This is a genomic window from Metabacillus sp. RB-C-LZQ-3-1 (assembly GCF_058315175.1).
On sequence record NZ_JBZFLI010000018.1, the window covers coordinates 67,710 to 84,159 of the forward strand.

General features: G+C 36.9%; 17 protein-coding genes. 16 read left to right on the forward strand and 1 reads right to left on the reverse strand.

Annotated features, from left to right (window positions below; genetic code table 11):
• Positions 1 to 8 precede the first annotated feature (8 nt).
• From AC4GZ8_RS21600 to AC4GZ8_RS21650, 11 genes are read left to right on the forward strand one after another with little or no spacing between them, the layout of a single operon-like run.
• On the forward strand, positions 9 to 1,397 hold the full coding sequence (locus tag AC4GZ8_RS21600; RefSeq protein ID WP_491083974.1) for a cobyrinic acid a,c-diamide synthase CobB: 1,389 nt from the start codon (positions 9 to 11) through the stop codon (positions 1,395 to 1,397).
• On the forward strand, positions 1,394 to 2,437 hold the full coding sequence (gene cobT / locus AC4GZ8_RS21605) for a nicotinate-nucleotide--dimethylbenzimidazole phosphoribosyltransferase (protein WP_491083975.1): 1,044 nt from the start codon (positions 1,394 to 1,396) through the stop codon (positions 2,435 to 2,437). The genes AC4GZ8_RS21600 and cobT overlap by 4 nt, the downstream gene beginning before the upstream one ends.
• A 14-nt stretch (positions 2,438 to 2,451) precedes the next feature.
• The gene (locus tag AC4GZ8_RS21610) at positions 2,452 to 2,988 is read left to right on the forward strand and encodes a cob(I)yrinic acid a,c-diamide adenosyltransferase (RefSeq protein WP_491083976.1); all 537 of its coding nucleotides are present in this window, start codon (positions 2,452 to 2,454) and stop codon (positions 2,986 to 2,988) included.
• Positions 2,989 to 3,013: 25 nt separating this feature from the next.
• Positions 3,014 to 4,543 (forward strand): cobyric acid synthase, encoded by a 1,530-nt coding sequence (locus AC4GZ8_RS21615; RefSeq protein WP_491083977.1) that lies wholly within the window; start codon positions 3,014 to 3,016, stop codon positions 4,541 to 4,543.
• Positions 4,544 to 4,549: 6 nt separating this feature from the next.
• Positions 4,550 to 5,521: an adenosylcobinamide-phosphate synthase CbiB gene (gene cbiB / locus AC4GZ8_RS21620; protein ID WP_491083978.1), complete on the forward strand. Its 972-nt coding sequence runs from the start codon at positions 4,550 to 4,552 to the stop codon at positions 5,519 to 5,521.
• 4 nt (positions 5,522 to 5,525) lie between these two features.
• A complete protein-coding gene (cobD, locus tag AC4GZ8_RS21625) occupies positions 5,526 to 6,611 on the forward strand; it encodes a threonine-phosphate decarboxylase CobD (protein WP_491083979.1) in 1,086 nt (361 codons plus the stop codon).
• The gene (locus AC4GZ8_RS21630) at positions 6,608 to 7,144 is read left to right on the forward strand and encodes a bifunctional adenosylcobinamide kinase/adenosylcobinamide-phosphate guanylyltransferase (RefSeq protein WP_491083980.1); all 537 of its coding nucleotides are present in this window, start codon (positions 6,608 to 6,610) and stop codon (positions 7,142 to 7,144) included. Before cobD ends, AC4GZ8_RS21630 begins: the two co-directional genes overlap by 4 nt.
• Positions 7,141 to 7,899 (forward strand): adenosylcobinamide-GDP ribazoletransferase, encoded by a 759-nt coding sequence (gene cobS, locus AC4GZ8_RS21635; protein WP_491083981.1) that lies wholly within the window; start codon positions 7,141 to 7,143, stop codon positions 7,897 to 7,899. The genes AC4GZ8_RS21630 and cobS overlap by 4 nt, the downstream gene beginning before the upstream one ends.
• Positions 7,851 to 8,480, forward strand: coding sequence for a histidine phosphatase family protein (locus tag AC4GZ8_RS21640; protein ID WP_491083982.1), 630 nt, complete (start codon positions 7,851 to 7,853; stop codon positions 8,478 to 8,480). The genes cobS and AC4GZ8_RS21640 overlap by 49 nt, the downstream gene beginning before the upstream one ends.
• Positions 8,435 to 8,863 (forward strand): bifunctional adenosylcobinamide kinase/adenosylcobinamide-phosphate guanylyltransferase, encoded by a 429-nt coding sequence (locus AC4GZ8_RS21645; RefSeq protein ID WP_491083983.1) that lies wholly within the window; start codon positions 8,435 to 8,437, stop codon positions 8,861 to 8,863. Before AC4GZ8_RS21640 ends, AC4GZ8_RS21645 begins: the two co-directional genes overlap by 46 nt.
• Positions 8,864 to 8,884: 21 nt before the next feature.
• Positions 8,885 to 9,706: a cobalamin-binding protein gene (locus tag AC4GZ8_RS21650; protein ID WP_491083984.1), complete on the forward strand. Its 822-nt coding sequence runs from the start codon at positions 8,885 to 8,887 to the stop codon at positions 9,704 to 9,706.
• A gap of 60 nt (positions 9,707 to 9,766) precedes the next feature.
• Here the strand turns inward: AC4GZ8_RS21650 and gdhA are convergent, their stop codons facing one another.
• Entirely contained in the window at positions 9,767 to 11,149 is a 1,383-nt protein-coding gene (gdhA, locus tag AC4GZ8_RS21655; RefSeq protein ID WP_491083985.1) for an NADP-specific glutamate dehydrogenase, read from the reverse strand.
• A 359-nt stretch (positions 11,150 to 11,508) separates the two neighbouring features.
• Here gdhA and gltC point away from each other — a divergent pair, with 359 nt between their 5' ends.
• From gltC to AC4GZ8_RS21680, 5 genes are all read left to right on the forward strand, one after another.
• Positions 11,509 to 12,414 (forward strand): glutamate biosynthesis transcriptional regulator GltC, encoded by a 906-nt coding sequence (gltC, locus tag AC4GZ8_RS21660; protein WP_491083986.1) that lies wholly within the window; start codon positions 11,509 to 11,511, stop codon positions 12,412 to 12,414.
• Positions 12,415 to 12,539: 125 nt separating this feature from the next.
• Positions 12,540 to 13,190 (forward strand): YdeI/OmpD-associated family protein, encoded by a 651-nt coding sequence (locus AC4GZ8_RS21665; protein WP_491083987.1) that lies wholly within the window; start codon positions 12,540 to 12,542, stop codon positions 13,188 to 13,190.
• Positions 13,191 to 13,320: 130 nt separating this feature from the next.
• Positions 13,321 to 14,631, forward strand: a complete 1,311-nt coding sequence (locus AC4GZ8_RS21670) for an aminotransferase family protein (protein ID WP_491083988.1) — start codon at positions 13,321 to 13,323, stop codon at positions 14,629 to 14,631.
• A gap of 375 nt (positions 14,632 to 15,006) precedes the next feature.
• Positions 15,007 to 15,498: a hypothetical protein gene (locus tag AC4GZ8_RS21675; RefSeq protein WP_491083989.1), complete on the forward strand. Its 492-nt coding sequence runs from the start codon at positions 15,007 to 15,009 to the stop codon at positions 15,496 to 15,498.
• A gap of 98 nt (positions 15,499 to 15,596) precedes the next feature.
• On the forward strand, positions 15,597 to 15,728 hold the full coding sequence (locus AC4GZ8_RS21680) for a hypothetical protein (RefSeq protein WP_491083990.1): 132 nt from the start codon (positions 15,597 to 15,599) through the stop codon (positions 15,726 to 15,728).
• The last annotated feature ends 722 nt before the right edge of the window (positions 15,729 to 16,450 follow it).

Here is a 16,450-nt window from a genome sequence, read left to right on the forward strand (position 1 = left end):
GAATGAAAATGTCACAAAGTCGATTGGTTATTGCTGGAACCGGAAGTGGTGTTGGGAAAACAACACTTACGATTGGATTGATGTCAGCGCTAAAAAAACGTGGACTCACAGTCCAAGGATTTAAATGCGGTCCAGACTATATTGATCCTTCCTATCATACTGCTGTTACAAAGAGAGCTTCTCGAAATTTAGATAGCTGGATGCTTACACATGATCAGGTCATCGATATTTTTAATCATGGAAGTGCAGGTGCTGACATTTCAATTATCGAAGGAGTTATGGGCTTTTTTGATGGGAAAAATCCAGAAACAAATGAAGGAAGTACGGCTGAAATTAGTATGATTACAAAAAGCCCAGTCTTATTAGTTGTAAACTGTGAAAGCATGGCAAGGAGTGCAGCGGCCATCGTTAAGGGCTTTCAGCTTTTATCGGAAGGGCCTAATATCGCTGGCGTCATTGCTAATAAAGTGGGAAGTGAAGGGCATTTTCAGCTTGTGAAAAAAGCGATTGAGAAGGAATGTCATGTTCCTGTGATCGGTTTTTTGAAAAAGGAACTAGATATTGAAATACCTGAACGACATCTTGGTCTCATCCCTTCTATTGAAAGAGGAGAGCTTGATCATTTTTTTCAAACATTAGGAGACTTAGTTAACGAGACAATTGATATGGAATTACTCCTTCAATTAGCTAACGCTGATCTATTACCTTCAAATGAAAAATCTTCATTATTTGAAGCAAAAAAAGAACCTGCTGTTAAAATCGCTGTTGCAAAGGATGCTGCCTTTAACTTCTATTATCCTGAGAATCTTGAAATCTTAGAGGCAAAAGGAGCTGAGATTGTTTATTTTTCACCACTCGAGGATGAGGAGTTACCAAATAATGTTGAAGGCCTCTATTTAGGAGGGGGATTCCCAGAGGAATTTGCACATCAATTAGAACAAAATGAAAAAGCAAAGGACTCCATAAAAACTTCCATCGAACATGGACTACCAACATTAGCTGAATGTGGAGGGTTCATGTATTTAACAGAATCAATCGAAACAACGGAAAACCAAACCTATCAAATGGTTGGAATCATTCCCGGTAAGGTTAAAATGCAAGAAAGATTAGCAGCTTTAGGCTACAGGGAAATATTCGGGCAAAATGAAAATTATTTATTAAAGAATGTAGCTGCAAAGGGTCATGAATTTCATTACTCTACGTATCAATCTCCTAATGAAAACATTCCATACGCCTATGAAACGAAGGGTATGAGAGGAACAAAGAAGGAAGGGTACTTACATAAAAATGTTGTAGCAGGCTATACACATTTTCACTTTGGCTCCTGTCCGAGCATGGTTGATCATTTGATTGAAAAATGTCTAGAGTACAAAACGAATAGGGGGAATCATCATTGACACAACATTCATACTCCGTACCTCAGTTAAATAAGGAAATGGGAAAACAAGTCTCTGATTATATAAATAATTTAACAAAGCCAGCGGGGAGCTTAGGCAGGTTAGAGGAAGTTGCCATATTATTAGCTGAAATGAAAAATGATGCATTTCCAACTGTGTCTCCAGCCGGTGTTCTTGTTTTTGCTGCAGATCACGGCATTACTGACGAGGGGGTATCAGCCTATCCGAAAGCTGTAACAGAGCAAATGGTGCGTAACTTTTTAAATGGTGGTGCAGCCATCAATGTGTTTAGCCGACAAATAGGTGCTGACCTAAACATCATTGACATTGGGGTTGCAATTGATATTGATCATCCTCATTTACTCAAGAAAAAAGTTCGATATGGAACAGCAAATTTTTTACACGAGGACGCCATGTCTCGTAAAGAGGCAGAAAAGGCCATCAAAATTGGCTATGAGCAGGGCTTAGAGATGATCAACAATGGTGCACAATGTCTTATCCTCGGTGAAATGGGGATCGGCAATACAACTGCAAGCAGCGCGATCTTAACAATATTGAGTGATAAAGAGGTCGAATCGGTTGTCGGAACTGGAACAGGTATTACACAGGAAGTCTTACAACATAAAGTCCATGTCATTAAGCAAGCGATTGAATCGCGTCATCCTAATCCTGCAGATCCAATTGATCTTATTTCAAAAATAGGTGGATTAGAGATCGCTGGAATGACTGGTGCGATGCTGGCTGCTGCAAGCAGACGAGTACCTATCCTTGTCGATGGATTTATTTGTACGATCGCCGCCTTACTAGCTAGTAAGATTTCACCAAATGCTGCAGATTATATGGTTGTCACACATCAATCTGTTGAACCAGGTCATCAAATCGCCATTTCATTATTAAGAAAAAAACCAATTCTAGATCTAGGTCTCCGACTAGGAGAAGGAAGCGGAGCAGCTGTTACATACCCAATAATCCAATCAGCTACATTAATGGTAAAAGAAATGGCAACATTTGATTCAGCTGGAGTTTCCCAAAAAAACTAGGAGGTAAGGTCAAAATGGAGAAAAAAGGGTTAACACTCGTGTACACAGGTGATGGAAAAGGAAAAACGACATCAGCTCTTGGTTTGACATTGAGAGCGGTTGGGAGAGGCTACAAAGCGAAAATTTTTCAATTTATCAAATCTCCTCAGCGTTCATATGGAGAGCAAATAGCCCTAAAAAAGCTAGGTGTTGATATGGTGCAACTAGGCATTGGGTTTACATGGACGAAAACACCAGAGGAGCACCGGGAAGCATTGAAAATTGGCTGGCCAAAGGCGAAGGAAGCAGTGCTTAGCGGGGAATATGATGTTGTTATTTTAGATGAGCTAAATAATGCTCTTGCGATTGACACCTTTCCAATTGATGATGTTCTACCATTAGAAGAGGTTTTAGAGGTTATTCAAAACCGCCCGCCACATGTACATCTCGTTATAACAGGTAGAAATGCTAAGCAGGAAATAAAGGATATTGCTGATCTTGTGTCAGTAATAGAACCAGAAAAGCACTATTATAATGAAGGAATTCCTGCTGTTAAGGGAATTGAATTTTAGCTTATTGTAAAAGGAGTTCATTTACATGAAAAAAGCTGTACCGCTAATGATTCAAGGTACTCATTCAGATGCAGGAAAAAGTGCAATCGTGACGGCTTTATGCCGAATATTTGTTCAAGATGGCTTTAAGACAGCTCCTTTTAAATCTCAAAACATGGCGTTAAATTCCTATATTACGGTAGATGGCAAGGAGATAGGACGGGCACAAGGAGTACAAGCTGAAGCAGCTAAAATTGTTGCGACAACCGATATGAATCCAATTTTGATAAAGCCGACTGGGGCCTATCAATCTCAAATTGTTGTACATGGAAAACCATATAAAAATATGAAAGCCGGCGAATACCGTGAAGACTTTTTTCAACAAGGATTCGCTTTGATTCGAGATGCATATGAAAGATTGGCAGAACGTTATGATCGAATTGTCATTGAGGGAGCGGGAAGTCCAGCCGAAATTAACTTAAACGACCGCGAGCTTGTAAACATGCGAGTTGCCAAAATAGCCGATGCACCGGTTATATTAGTAGGTGATATTGAAAAGGGTGGGGTGTTTGCAAGCTTAGTTGGGACACTTCAGCTTTTAGAACCTGAGGATCGAAATCGGGTAATCGGTGTTATTATTAATAAATTTAGAGGAGATGTATCCTTACTTGAACCAGGCCTAACATGGTTTGAAGAATATACAGGTGTGCCTGTCTTAGGAGTAGTACCATTTATTAACGATTTATTTATTGAAGCTGAGGATTCGGTTATTTTAAACAATTATTCTACTAAAATGGATGACTCGAAGGATATTGATATTGCCGTAATTCGCCACCCGATGATTTCAAATTTCACTGATATAGATCCTTTTTTTGAGGAAAGTGATTGCCATGTTCGCTTTGTGAAGAATGTGTCAGAGCTTGGTGAGCCAGATTTACTTATTTTACCTGGCAGTAAAAATACTATTGAAGATATGCTGTTTTTACATCAAAGTGGCCTGGCGAATAAAATATTGGAGCTAGCTGATTCAAATACAATGATTATTGGGATTTGTGGCGGTTATCAAATGCTGGGAAACTCTATTGCGGATGAACACCATATCGAATCCTCACATGGAAAAGTGAACGGACTAGGACTACTGCCAATGAACACAGTGATGACAGTCAATAAAAAAACGGTTCAAACTGAAGGAATGGCCATGTTTGGAGAGAAACAACTGCTAGTCAAAGGCTATGAGATTCATATGGGTGAATCGTTTTTTGAAGAGTCTTGCCATCCTTTTATTAAACTTAAAAATAGTCAAGATGGGGTTATAACGGAAAACAAGCAGCTAATAGGTACCTATTTTCATGGAATCTTTCATAATGATTCTTTTCGTGAGATTGTCTTAAATGAGATTCGAATGAAAAAAGGGTTAGAACCTATTTATGATCGTGCTTCATTTGCGCAGAAAAGAGAAGAAGGATTTAATTTATTAGCAAGTGAGGTTCGCAAGCATATTATGCTCGATAAAATTTATCAATTATGTGCTGACTTTTCAGCACATTCAGCACATAAGAAAGAAGCAAAGGACTAATCATGAATGTTACTTAATGAATTTTCAGGAAATCTTCTTATCGTTTTAGGAGCTGCCATCTTGCTTGATTTAATCATAGGCGACCCAAAGTGGATGCCACACCCTGTCGTCCAAATGGGAAAGCTCATAACCTTTTTAGAGAAAAAGTGGAATAGGGGAGAACATCGAGTTAAAAAGGGTATCGCTCTTACCTTGACTGTCGTATTGCTTGTTTTCCTTATGACCGCTACCTTACTATTTCTTGCCTACATGGTTCACCCAATCCTAGCAATGATTCTTGAAATATATCTCATCTCAACGACCATTGCGATAAAGGGATTATCAGCTGCAGCAAAGGATGTCCTTCATCCATTAAATAAAGGTAATATTGTTGAAGCAAGAAAACAGCTAAGCATGATAGTTGGTCGTGATACAGAAACTTTGCCGGAAAATGAAATCGTAAGAGGTACAGTGGAAACAGTAGCAGAAAATACAGTGGATGGAATAACGGCTCCGTTATTTTGGGCACTGATTGGCGGTGCACCATTAGCACTAGTTTATCGTGCGATTAATACCTTAGACTCAATGGTTGGTTATAAGGATGATCGATACAGACAGTTTGGATGGGCATCAGCAAAACTAGATGATCTGGCGAATTGGATTCCGGCTAGATTAACGGCCTTATCAATATGGATTTCTTCATTAATTATAAAAGACTCAGAGCTGAAAAAAAGCTGGGAAATCACCTTAAGAGATGCGAGAAAACATCCTAGTCCTAATAGCGGTTGGTCTGAAGCGATGGTTGCAGGCTTATTAGGAATTCAATTAGGTGGAATAAACTATTATAGAGGAATAAAATCCGAAAGAGCGACAATGGGAGATCCACATAGACAATTAGCCCAATCTGATATTCAAAAAGCCATTATATATATGCATGGAGGCTGGATTGTCTTTATCTTACTAGGCGGTAGCATCCTTCTCTTTATTGGAACGAGGTGAAAAAATGAAGTGGCCAAATCATGGCGGACAGCCAGAACAGATGAAGCAATTATTTCAAATTAATACTGATCAGCAAGTACTCGATTTTAGTGCAAATTTAAATCCAATAGGGCCACCTAATTGGTTAAAAGATGCTTTACAAGAATCATATCAATCGATCACGCGATATCCTGATCCATCTTATTCACAAACAACAGCTGCCGTAGCTCAATTTGAAGGAATTGACCAAGAAAATATTCTGTTAACGAACGGTGGAGCAGAAGCGATTTTTTTAGTGGCGAAATATTTTGAAAAAGGCAAAGCGTGTATTGTTCATCCAACTTTTTTAGAATATGAACGTGCTTGCAGACATTATCATATCGAAGTAGAGGATTTGTTTTATGAACTAGAAAATGGTTTTACATTACCAATGTCTTTGATCATAGAGAAACTAAACAAAACAGATGTTCTTTTCCTTTGTCGACCTAATAACCCAACAGGTACAGTCATAGCTGAGCAAGATATTAAGCAACTGCTTGAGGCTGCAAAAGAAACAAATACGTATATTGTTGTGGACGAAGCGTTTGTTGACTTTCTCCCAGCAGCGATACCAAGCCTGTCAGGATGGTTAGCATGTTATCCGAATTTAATTCTTTTACGTTCATTGACAAAGATGTATACCATTCCCGGCTTAAGAATTGGCTATATGATGGCAAACCCGAACATCATATCAATTTTAAAGAATGAACAAATTCCTTGGAGCATTAATTCGTTAGTTGATGCCATCGTTCCGAAGTTATTGGCTGATAAAAACTTTGTTAACCAAACTAAAGCATGGCTTCATGAGCAATCAGCATATATCCATAAAACCTTACCAGACATGGAGTTTTCTCTCACCCCATCACAAGTGAATTTTTACCTTTTACGAGATCATAAGAGACCGAATGAAACAGATAAACTTTTCACATTTTTACTAAGACGCGGAATTGTTACTCGTCATACCCATAATTTTAAAGGCCTTCATGGTGATTATTTACGTCTTGCTATCCGATCCAAAGAAGAAAACAAACAACTAGTGACAATGCTGCAAAAATGGAGAGATGAAACATGATTGTGTTTATATCTGGTGGAGCAAGATCCGGTAAAAGTCATGTTGCAGAACAAACAGCACTTTCATTAGCTAGAAAGAATAGTGGACAACTATATTACCTTGCTACTGCTAAAAGAAGCGATGACGAAATGGTGGAACGAATTCTCATTCATCAGCAGGACCGAGGAGAAACGTGGATAACGATAGAAGAACCATATTATCTAGAAGAATATCTCATGAACTGTGAGAAAGATGATGTCGTTTTAATTGACTGCTTAACCATTTGGTTAAGCAATGTCATGTTTGAGATGAACGATAAAATGACAAAGTTGGAAGAAATGGTACGCGAGTGGATAAGGGTAGCAAGAAAAAAACAATTTTCCCTTGTCATTGTGTCAAATGAAGTAAATGGAGGAATTCCTTTTTTAGATGAAGCTGTGTTTTCATATATGTATACATTGCAAAAATTACACCAACTTATTGTCGAGCAGGCAGAACTTTCGGTTGAAGTACAAGCCGGGATTCCAACATATTGGAAGGGAGAAAAAGAATGAAGTCGTTCATCTATGGATTTTTACTCGCTATTCAATTTTTAACAAGAATCCCAATCCCGATTCAATCTCCTTGGAACAGTAAAACAAGCAGATGGGCTTTAAGGAGTTATCCTGCTGTTGGCTTATTACTTGGATCCATCATCATGGTTGTCTTTTGGATACTGGAACCGCATCTCCCTGTTTTGATCTTAACGTTATTCATCATTTCCGTATGGGTGTGGCTAACAGGAGGGCTGCATTTAGATGGCTGGATGGATGTTGCCGATGCTTTAGGGTCAAATGCCCCGCTTGAGAAAAAATGGGAAATCATGAAAGACCCTCATGTTGGGAGCTTTGGACATATTGCGCTTTTGTTTTTACTTGCTTGGAAGACCGTATTGATTTATGAATTGCTGCATTTTGACATGTTTATCATAGCATTTCTCTTTATAGTATCATGTTCGCGTTTAGGAGCAGTTTTGTTAATGGTGTTTTTACCTTCAGCAAAAAGTAATGGCCTTGCATGGGAATGGAAGAAACATATTAATCGTATCGATATCATCTACGCGATCATTCCAGTTGCTGTGTTCGTCTTTTTATTTCCTTCATTTTATCTTTATCTTTTAGCATACATGTTGTTTGTCATCTTATATGGTACTTGGGTTAAGCGAACATTTAAAGGAATAAATGGGGATTTATTAGGCACAGCCATTGAAGGAGGAGAATTATGGGGGCTTGTCATCATGTGGATTTATTTCTCGTTCGTCATAGCATAACAGAATGGAATCAACAGAAAAGATATTTGGGGCATACGAATCAAAGTGTAGTAAAAGAGGAACTCCACACGTTGGATTGGTTGAAAAATGTGTTGCAAAAAACAAGGTTTGATCACGTTTATACTAGTGATTTACTTCGTTGTCAGGAAACATTTGATTATTTAGACCTTCCAACTAAAATGTCTGTCGATCATAGATTAAGAGAAATGAACTTCGGTGATTGGGAAGGAAAAACGTACAACGAATTAAAAGATGTAAAAGTCTATCAAAACTGGTTGAATAACTTGGAGGGTACTTCGGTACCGAATGGAGAGTCTTTTAGCATCTTTAAAGCAAGAATTGATTCTTTTTTTCATGATTTTTTTCACCATCTTAATGGTCTTGAAGATAATCAAAAGTTCTTAATCATCACTCATGGCGGTGTCATACGTTACGCTGTCTCAACATTTATAGCATCCACATCCATGTGGGATATTTCTATCCCACATGGACAGGGACTACAATTAAGCTTTGATAAGAAAGAGGGGGAATGGTTATGCAGCTCATTCTCGGAGGTGCTTTTACAGGAAAAAGAAAAGTAGTAAAAGAAAAGCACCAAGCATACAGCTGGATTTCTTCCTATAACGGTCAAAATGTATGGGATTGGGAAACAAAATGGACTAATAATACAACATTAGTGCTTGAAGGCTGGGAAAATTGGATTTTACAAGAATTAAAGTATTATAAGAGCAATGACGAGATTCGAAGGAAGTTTAGAGATCTTTTACATCGACTTCTAGACGAAGAGAATAAAAGAAACAACCCAATTGTTCTAATTATGCTAGATATGGGCAAGGGAATTGTTCCTCTTGAAAAAAGTGAAAGAAGACTAAGAGATATCGCAGGCTGGATTGCACAGGATGCAGCAACACTTTCAGAGCATGTAGAATATGTGTGGAATGGGTTATCAAGGAAATTAAAATGATGGTGCTGGGGAGGGTTATTAATGAAATTAATTTCCATTTGTCCAAGTAATACTGAGCTAGTCGGTTATTTAGGCTTAACATCCTCTTTAGTAGGAGTAGATGATTATTCAGACTGGCCAGAAGATATTTGGGATTTACCAAGGCTTGGATCTGATTTGAATATAGATATGAACAAACTCGAGAAGCTAGAGCCAGACCTAGTGCTTGCTTCACTTTCTGTACCAGGTATGGAACGAAATATTGAAGAATTACAGAAGCGGAAGATTCCATATGTCATTGTACCAAACCCAAAAACGCTCACAGAAGTTGGCGAGAGTATCCGTTTTGTTGGAAATGTGACAAATACAAGGGACAAAGCAAATGAATTATATATGAAATATAATCAAATACTCGATCGTTACCGATTGATCTCTAAAAAAGTAGTAAAAAAGAAAACGATTTATTGGGAATGGTGGGCAAAACCGATTTTCACACCAGGTGCTTATAATTGGTTATCTGAAATAAGTAATCTAGCCGGCGGACAAAATGTTTTTGACGACATCCCAAAAGCCAGTGTTCAAACAGATTGGGAAGAAGTGAAAAAAAGAAACCCTGATGTAATGAGTATCATATGGGTTGGTGTACAAACGGAACGAGTAAATCCAAAGGTTATTCTAAAACGACCAGAGGCAGAATCAATGAAAGCCATTCAAAATAACCGTCTCTACATATTAGAAGAGCCATTATTTTGCAGGCCCTCACCACGATTACTTCTTGGTTTAAGTAAAATAGCTAGCATTCTACATCCTGAGATTTATCCGTTCTTTATTGAAGGGGAAGACCCTTTACTTGTTGAAAAGTAAATCTAGATAATAGATAGAAAGTCAATCCTATTGGTTGGACTGACTTTCTATTTCAACAGGTTATATAACGCCTTGCTCAATCATCGCATCTGCTACTTTAACAAATCCCGCAATATTGGCACCAACGACAAGATTGCCAGGAGCGCCATATTCTTGTGCTGCTTGTTTGCTATTTTGGTAGATGTTTTTCATGATTAATTGTAATTTGCTATCTACTTCTTCAAATGTCCATGAAAGCCTGGCGCTATTTTGTGCCATTTCTAAAGCCGAAACGGATACTCCTCCAGCATTGGCTGCTTTAGCAGGAGCCAATAATACATCATTTTCTAAGAATGTTTCAATAGCTTCTAGAGTTGACGGCATATTTGCCCCTTCACCAACTGCTTTTACACCATTAGATACTAAAATTTTAGCAGATTCAAGATGAATTTCATTTTGAGTCGCACAAGGTAAAGCGATATCACAAGGGACTGTCCAAATCCCACTGCAATCTTCCGCGTAAATTGCATCAGGATGATCGCAAACATAAGCACTAATTCGCAGTTTTTCAACTTCTTTAATACGTTTAACCGTTTCTAAATTTATGCCATTTTGATCATATATATAGCCATTTGAATCACTGCAAGCTACCACTTTAGCTCCTAGCTCAATCGCTTTTTCCATGGCATAGATTGATACATTTCCAGAACCAGATACTACCACTGTACTTCCTTTAAAGCTAAGGCCTTTGTCCTTTAACATTTCTTCAACAAAGTAAATAGTTCCATATCCAGTTGCTTCTTTACGAGTTAAGCTTCCACCATAGCCAATGCCTTTTCCTGTTAACACACCAGCTTTAAAGCCACCGCGAATTTTTTTATACTGACCAAATAAATAGCCGATTTCTTTACTACCAACACCGATATCTCCCGCTGGAACATCTGTATCAGGACCAATATATCTACTAAGCTCTGTCATAAAGCTTTGACAAAAACGCATGATTTCTCCATCAGATTTCCCTTTTGGATCAAAGTCCGCTCCACCTTTTCCACCACCAATGGGTTGACCTGTTAGGGCATTTTTGAAAATTTGCTCAAACCCTAAGAACTTAATAATACTCCCGTTTACAGAAGGGTGGAATCTTAATCCGCCTTTATATGGACCTAGGGCACTACTATATTGAACTCGAAACCCTCGGTTTACCTGAACATTTCCTTGATCATCAACCCATGGCACACGAAACGAAATGATACGTTCAGGCTCAACCATACGTTCGAGAATTGCATGTTTAATATATTGTGGATTTTTTACAAGGACTGGAATTAATGAATCAAATACTTCATTAACAGCCTGGAGAAATTCAGACTCATTTGGATTACGCTTTTTGACCGTATCAAAAACTTGTTGAACATAATTCTGCACACTTTCTGTATACATTTGTTGGTTATTTTCCAGTGTTTTCATGTGTGATAATCTCCTTTTTTATCATATCAGAATTTATAAATTTTGAACTTAGTATAGGTGTCCAGCTCCAGCGCCTAGCCCCGAAGCAGAGGACGTTGTGTAAGTAACTGCCTCGAGGTCATAAGCCACAAATGAATGGGGAAGACAAAGAACGTCTTTTATCAATGCGTCTTATTTGCCCTTAGGCTGACCAAGGCGATTGCGCTTTTCTTAATCGACATGCAAAAATTAATTCTCAAAATGTCCATTTTTGATGAATTGTTATTATGGAATATTTTATAATTAAAGAATTAATCGGATCAATATAAAGAAACGATAATATTAATGCGTTTTTCGCATCAATTATAAGGGGGATCATAGTGGATTTTAGACAAATACGTTATTTTATGGAGGTTGCTACCCGCGAACATATGACAGAAGCAGCAGATTCATTACATGTTGCTCAATCCTCTGTAAGTAGACAAATTGTAAACTTAGAAAGCGAGCTTGGAGTTGATTTGTTTATAAGAGAAGGGAGAAGAGTCAGGTTAACACCCATTGGGAAAATATTTTACGAACGCATGAAAAACGCCATGAATGTGATCGATGCTGCTAAACGTGAGGTTGAGGAATATTTAGATCCGGAAAAAGGAACGGTTCGTATAACGTTTCCTATTAGCTTAGCCGCATATACCTTACCAACTGTTATTTATGCATTTCGATTACGGTATCCGGATGCGAAGTTTCAGCTGAAACAAGCCCTTTATCCAGATTTAATTGACGGAGTGATAAAAGGTGACTTTAATCTTGCTCTAATTGGTCCACTGCCTCTTGAAGAAAAAAAACTAAAACGGAAAATATTATTTACAGAAAATATAGTGGCTTTGTTACCGAGAAATCATCGACTTGCTAAAAAACAGTCATTAAAGCTTCGAGAATTAGCAGATGAACCCTTTTGTTTATTACCTGAAGGCTTTGTTTTTCGAGAAATCGTTGTGGATGCGTGTCAAAATCTTGGCTTCACACCAAATGTTGCATTTGAGGGCGATGATATTGACGCATTAAAAGGGTTAGTATCAGCTGGGTTAGGAGTTGCCCTCATGCCAGAGGTAACACTAGTTGACAGCTTGCCAAGATCTACAGTGAAAATACCTTTGGTTGAACCTTATGTTACTAGGACTGTTGGTGTTATTACTCCTAAAGACAGGGAATTACTACCAACCGAAAAATTATTCTATGAATTTTTACAGGAGTTCTTTGCGAGGCTGGATGAGTTTAATCAGTAATGGAGTTCCATACTAGAGAGTATATAATTCAATAAAATAGAGACCTCTCATTTTTATTGAATTATAATAAGGATGTACATTAAAATGAAATTTAATTGTTGAAACCTATTAAAAGGAGTACTGATATGTCAATTGTAGAAAAATTAAATTTATCAAAATATAAAAATATGGCTGTAATCAATCAGCCTGAGGATTATACTGTTTTTACGAATCCTGCTGTTTCCTTTACTGAAAACCATGATGCTATGTTTATTTTTGTCAAAACGATTGACGAGATGGTCAAGCACATTCAGTATATTATTGACCATGAACTTTTATTAGAAAAAGGCTATGTATTCTTTGCTTATCCGAAAAAAGGTAATAAACGCTATGAAACCTATGTTCATCGTGACGAAATTTTCCCTGCAATGAAGGTAGGCGATGATGGATATGTAGGGGATAGTGATATTAAATTTGCCCGAATGGTTAGCATGGATGATGTGTTCACAGTGGTTGGATTAAAGAGAGAGAAAAAGAAAGAAAAGAAAACATCGGCTGCAAGTCAATGTGTCGCAGATTACGAAAATAACGTAAAAGACGTTGAACAATTATTAGCTGATCATCCTTCTGAGCTGCAATTTTTCCAAAGTTTAACACCAGGGTATCAAAAAGACTGGGCACGGTACATATTCTCTGCAAAACAGCAAAAAACACGTGAAAAGAGACAAGTTCAGATGGTTGATGTGCTTTCACAAGGTTATAAAACGATGGATTTGTTTCGTCAAAAGAAGAAATAATATTTCAAACAAATAAAACGGCTTGATCATCCAATTGATCAAGCCGTTTTATTTGTTATCGGCCGTTCATATTCAATACTTATGACATCATACAATAAAGAAATAGTCATAATTTGAAAGGATGGTCATTTTGAATCAAAATACTAGCTTACAAGATGAATTAATAGAATTCGACAAAAAATATTTTCTACACCCAACCTCACCAATACAACAACAGCAAAAACAAGGCCCTACATTTATTTTTACAAAAGGAGAAGGAATTAACCTTTATGATCTTTCAGGTAAAAAAGTGATGGATGGCATGTCATCGCTTTGGAATGTGAACATCGGTCATGGACGAGAAGAGCTGGGTCAAGTGGCAAAGGAGCAGATGGCTAAGCTTGCATTCACGTCCAATTTTGCTACGTTCAGCAATGAACCAGCCATTCGTTTAGCTAAGAAGCTAGCTGACATTTCATCTGGTAATTTGCAGGCTAGCTTTTTTACATCAGGTGGATCTGAGGCAAACGATACAGCGTATAAGCTTGCTCGACACTATTGGATTTTGAAAGGGCAACCAAATCGCAATAAAATTATCTCAAGAACCAAGTCCTATCATGGAGTAGCCATCGGTTCCACTAGTGCAACAGGATTAAAGCCGTTCAGAGATTTTACAAATTCACTAGCACCAGATTTTCTTCATGTTAATAATAACTCCTCGTGCTTTCTACGTGAACTGATAGAAAAGGAGGGACCTGAAACAATCGCAGCCTTTATCGCTGAACCTGTTCAAGGAGCAGGAGGGGTTCATATCCCACCTGAACATTATTTCAAAGAAGTGAACAAGATATGTAAACAATATGGAATATTATTCATAACTGATGAAGTGATCACCGGATTTGGTCGTACAGGAACTTATTTTGGAATTGAACATGACGGAGTTGAACCTGATATGATGTGCTTTGCCAAAGGAGTGACTAGCGGTTATGCGCAATTAGGAGGGGTTATGCTATCCAAAGAAATACACAAAGTTTTTACGGACATGTCAACTGGCACTTTACTTCATGGCTATACATACAGTGGACACCCGATGGCATGTGCGGTTGCGTTAAAAAATATTGAGATTATCGAAACTGAAAATTTAATCGATCAATCAAAGAAGTTAGGAATAGAACTGCTGAAAGGCCTTCGAACGATTCAAAAAAATCATCAAATTGTTCAACAGGTAAGAGGTCGAGGCTTAATGGCAGCGATTGAATTTGTTAACGAGAAGGATTCAACCAATCCCTTAGCTCCACAAGTTGTCGCTGAAGCAGCTAAACGAGGATTAATTTGCCGGTCAGTTATTTTTGATGATCAAGACACAGTTGTTCTTGCACCTCCGCTTATTATAAGTAAACAAGAGCTGCATACTTTAATAGACATTCTTGATCATTCAATAGCAACTATAGAAAAACAATGAAAGAGTCATAGTTAATTCCATATAAAAGAAGCAAAGCTAAAGATGAACAAAATAGCTTTGCTTCTTCATTTTTTATAACCTAACAGCCCAATCAATATTCTTCTATATTACAATGATCCTAATGTAAATATACAAACTCCCCTAAGAACCATATCTCCAATTCTAAGCAATAGAGTTACAGAAAATAAACTTGTTTCATAAACCAAATTTTTTCTTAAGCCATCTGCAATGACTTTCTGAATCGTCTCATTATTTTTCAAAAAATCTAGTTCTATATAGAAATTATTTATTAAGGATGGGAGCTTAATGATATATTTATTAGTAAGATTAGTTACTGGTTGAAATAGATTTATCAATTTTGTGGGGGAACAAATAATGGTTAATGTAAAATCAGTCAAAATTGATGGTGAGGAGATTTTTGTATTTAATAGTGCAATCTATATTTTTGAAGCAAGTACGGGGTTAACTCTAGAGTGTAATATGATTGTTAGTGAAGTTGTGGTAAAAAAATATCAACATGTGGAAAATGTCATTGTAGAAATAGAGTTAGATGATGGACGTTTGATTCAGTTCATTATGTTTATAAATACATTGCAGGGCGGTTTACCACAAGTCCACGTATATTGCGATCTCGATGAAATAGCAGGGTACGAGGATTTTGATCGTGTAAATGAAAATGACTCAAGATTTCCGGTCATAGAAGAAGGCATAACATTAGAAGATATTAGAAAAGTGGAAATGCCGATCGAAACGATTACTTTTAAAGTAAAGCTGCCTATTGACCAGGTCGAATGGTTAAAAAGGCAAAAAAGGAATGTGCTGCAAGAAATGCTTTCTGAATTTATTACCATGAAGAGAAACGAATGAATAATATTTTTTCGAAATTAGTAAATTTTATGACACATTTTCTCACCTTCAACATATATTAGCTTCTGTGAGAATTTTATATGAAGGGAAAAGTGAACATGAGTAATTTATTAAAAGTACCAATAAAGGAAGAATATAAAGGGAGTAATGAATATAAGGTAGTTGAAGTAAACATATCCAATTCAACCGAAAATTTATATGCTGTTGTAACTCCAGTTAATAAAATGTAAAAACACAGAAAAACAATCTTTTGTTTTAAATACATAGAAAGATTGTTTTTCTTTTTATATTGCTTTAAATTGTTTACATCTTACTATTGGTAGATAAAGCTGACTACAGAATAGCCAATTTTAAATGATCGATTAGGCTAAAAAGTTTTTTGCACTTTATTATACCTGACCTTAATTGGGTATTAATTTCCATTTATAGGATATCCTAAAAATAAAAAGGAAATTAAGATGATATTATTTTTCACTTCGATTATCCTGTTTAATTTCATCACTTTTACTTTTGCTAAAAGGCTTACTGGAAACCAAATATCTCATATTTGGACCTTTACCATTTCATTTCAGCTTATATTTGATTTATTAATTGAGCATAAATTTTTGGGGTATTGGTATTTTGATAAAGATGTGGAATTATTTGATCTTCTAGCACATTTTTTTTTAATTCCTCCAGTGAATATTATTTTTTTAAATTGGTTTCCAACTAAATCAACTTTTTTTAAACAAATTATATATATTTCCGCATGGACATGCTTTACTCTCATCTACGAATACATGGCAACCTTGCCGAAGCCGTTTGGATTCTTTCATTTGGGCTGGTGGAGGGTATGGTACGATATTTTTGTTGTACCGATTCTCTTCTTAATCTTATTGGGGTACTTTAAGTATGTTTTAATTTTAGAAAAAAGACTTTTAAACCGTAAATATACATGAAAAAACGCCAAATC

Coding starts and splice junctions, on each gene's coding strand:
- AC4GZ8_RS21600 (WP_491083974.1), top strand. CDS start 9: ATGTCACAAAGTCGATTGGTTATTGCTGGAACCGGAAGTGGTGTTGGG.
- AC4GZ8_RS21610 (WP_491083976.1), top strand. CDS start 2,452: ATGGAGAAAAAAGGGTTAACACTCGTGTACACAGGTGATGGAAAAGGA.
- AC4GZ8_RS21615 (WP_491083977.1), top strand. CDS start 3,014: ATGAAAAAAGCTGTACCGCTAATGATTCAAGGTACTCATTCAGATGCA.
- cbiB (WP_491083978.1), top strand. CDS start 4,550: ATGTTACTTAATGAATTTTCAGGAAATCTTCTTATCGTTTTAGGAGCT.
- cobD (WP_491083979.1), top strand. CDS start 5,526: ATGAAGTGGCCAAATCATGGCGGACAGCCAGAACAGATGAAGCAATTA.
- AC4GZ8_RS21630 (WP_491083980.1), top strand. CDS start 6,608: ATGATTGTGTTTATATCTGGTGGAGCAAGATCCGGTAAAAGTCATGTT.
- cobS (WP_491083981.1), top strand. CDS start 7,141: ATGAAGTCGTTCATCTATGGATTTTTACTCGCTATTCAATTTTTAACA.
- AC4GZ8_RS21640 (WP_491083982.1), top strand. CDS start 7,851: ATGGGGGCTTGTCATCATGTGGATTTATTTCTCGTTCGTCATAGCATA.
- AC4GZ8_RS21645 (WP_491083983.1), top strand. CDS start 8,435: ATGCAGCTCATTCTCGGAGGTGCTTTTACAGGAAAAAGAAAAGTAGTA.
- AC4GZ8_RS21650 (WP_491083984.1), top strand. CDS start 8,885: ATGAAATTAATTTCCATTTGTCCAAGTAATACTGAGCTAGTCGGTTAT.
- gdhA (WP_491083985.1), bottom strand. CDS start 11,149: ATGAAAACACTGGAAAATAACCAACAAATGTATACAGAAAGTGTGCAG.
- AC4GZ8_RS21665 (WP_491083987.1), top strand. CDS start 12,540: ATGTCAATTGTAGAAAAATTAAATTTATCAAAATATAAAAATATGGCT.
- AC4GZ8_RS21675 (WP_491083989.1), top strand. CDS start 15,007: ATGGTTAATGTAAAATCAGTCAAAATTGATGGTGAGGAGATTTTTGTA.
- AC4GZ8_RS21680 (WP_491083990.1), top strand. CDS start 15,597: ATGAGTAATTTATTAAAAGTACCAATAAAGGAAGAATATAAAGGGAGT.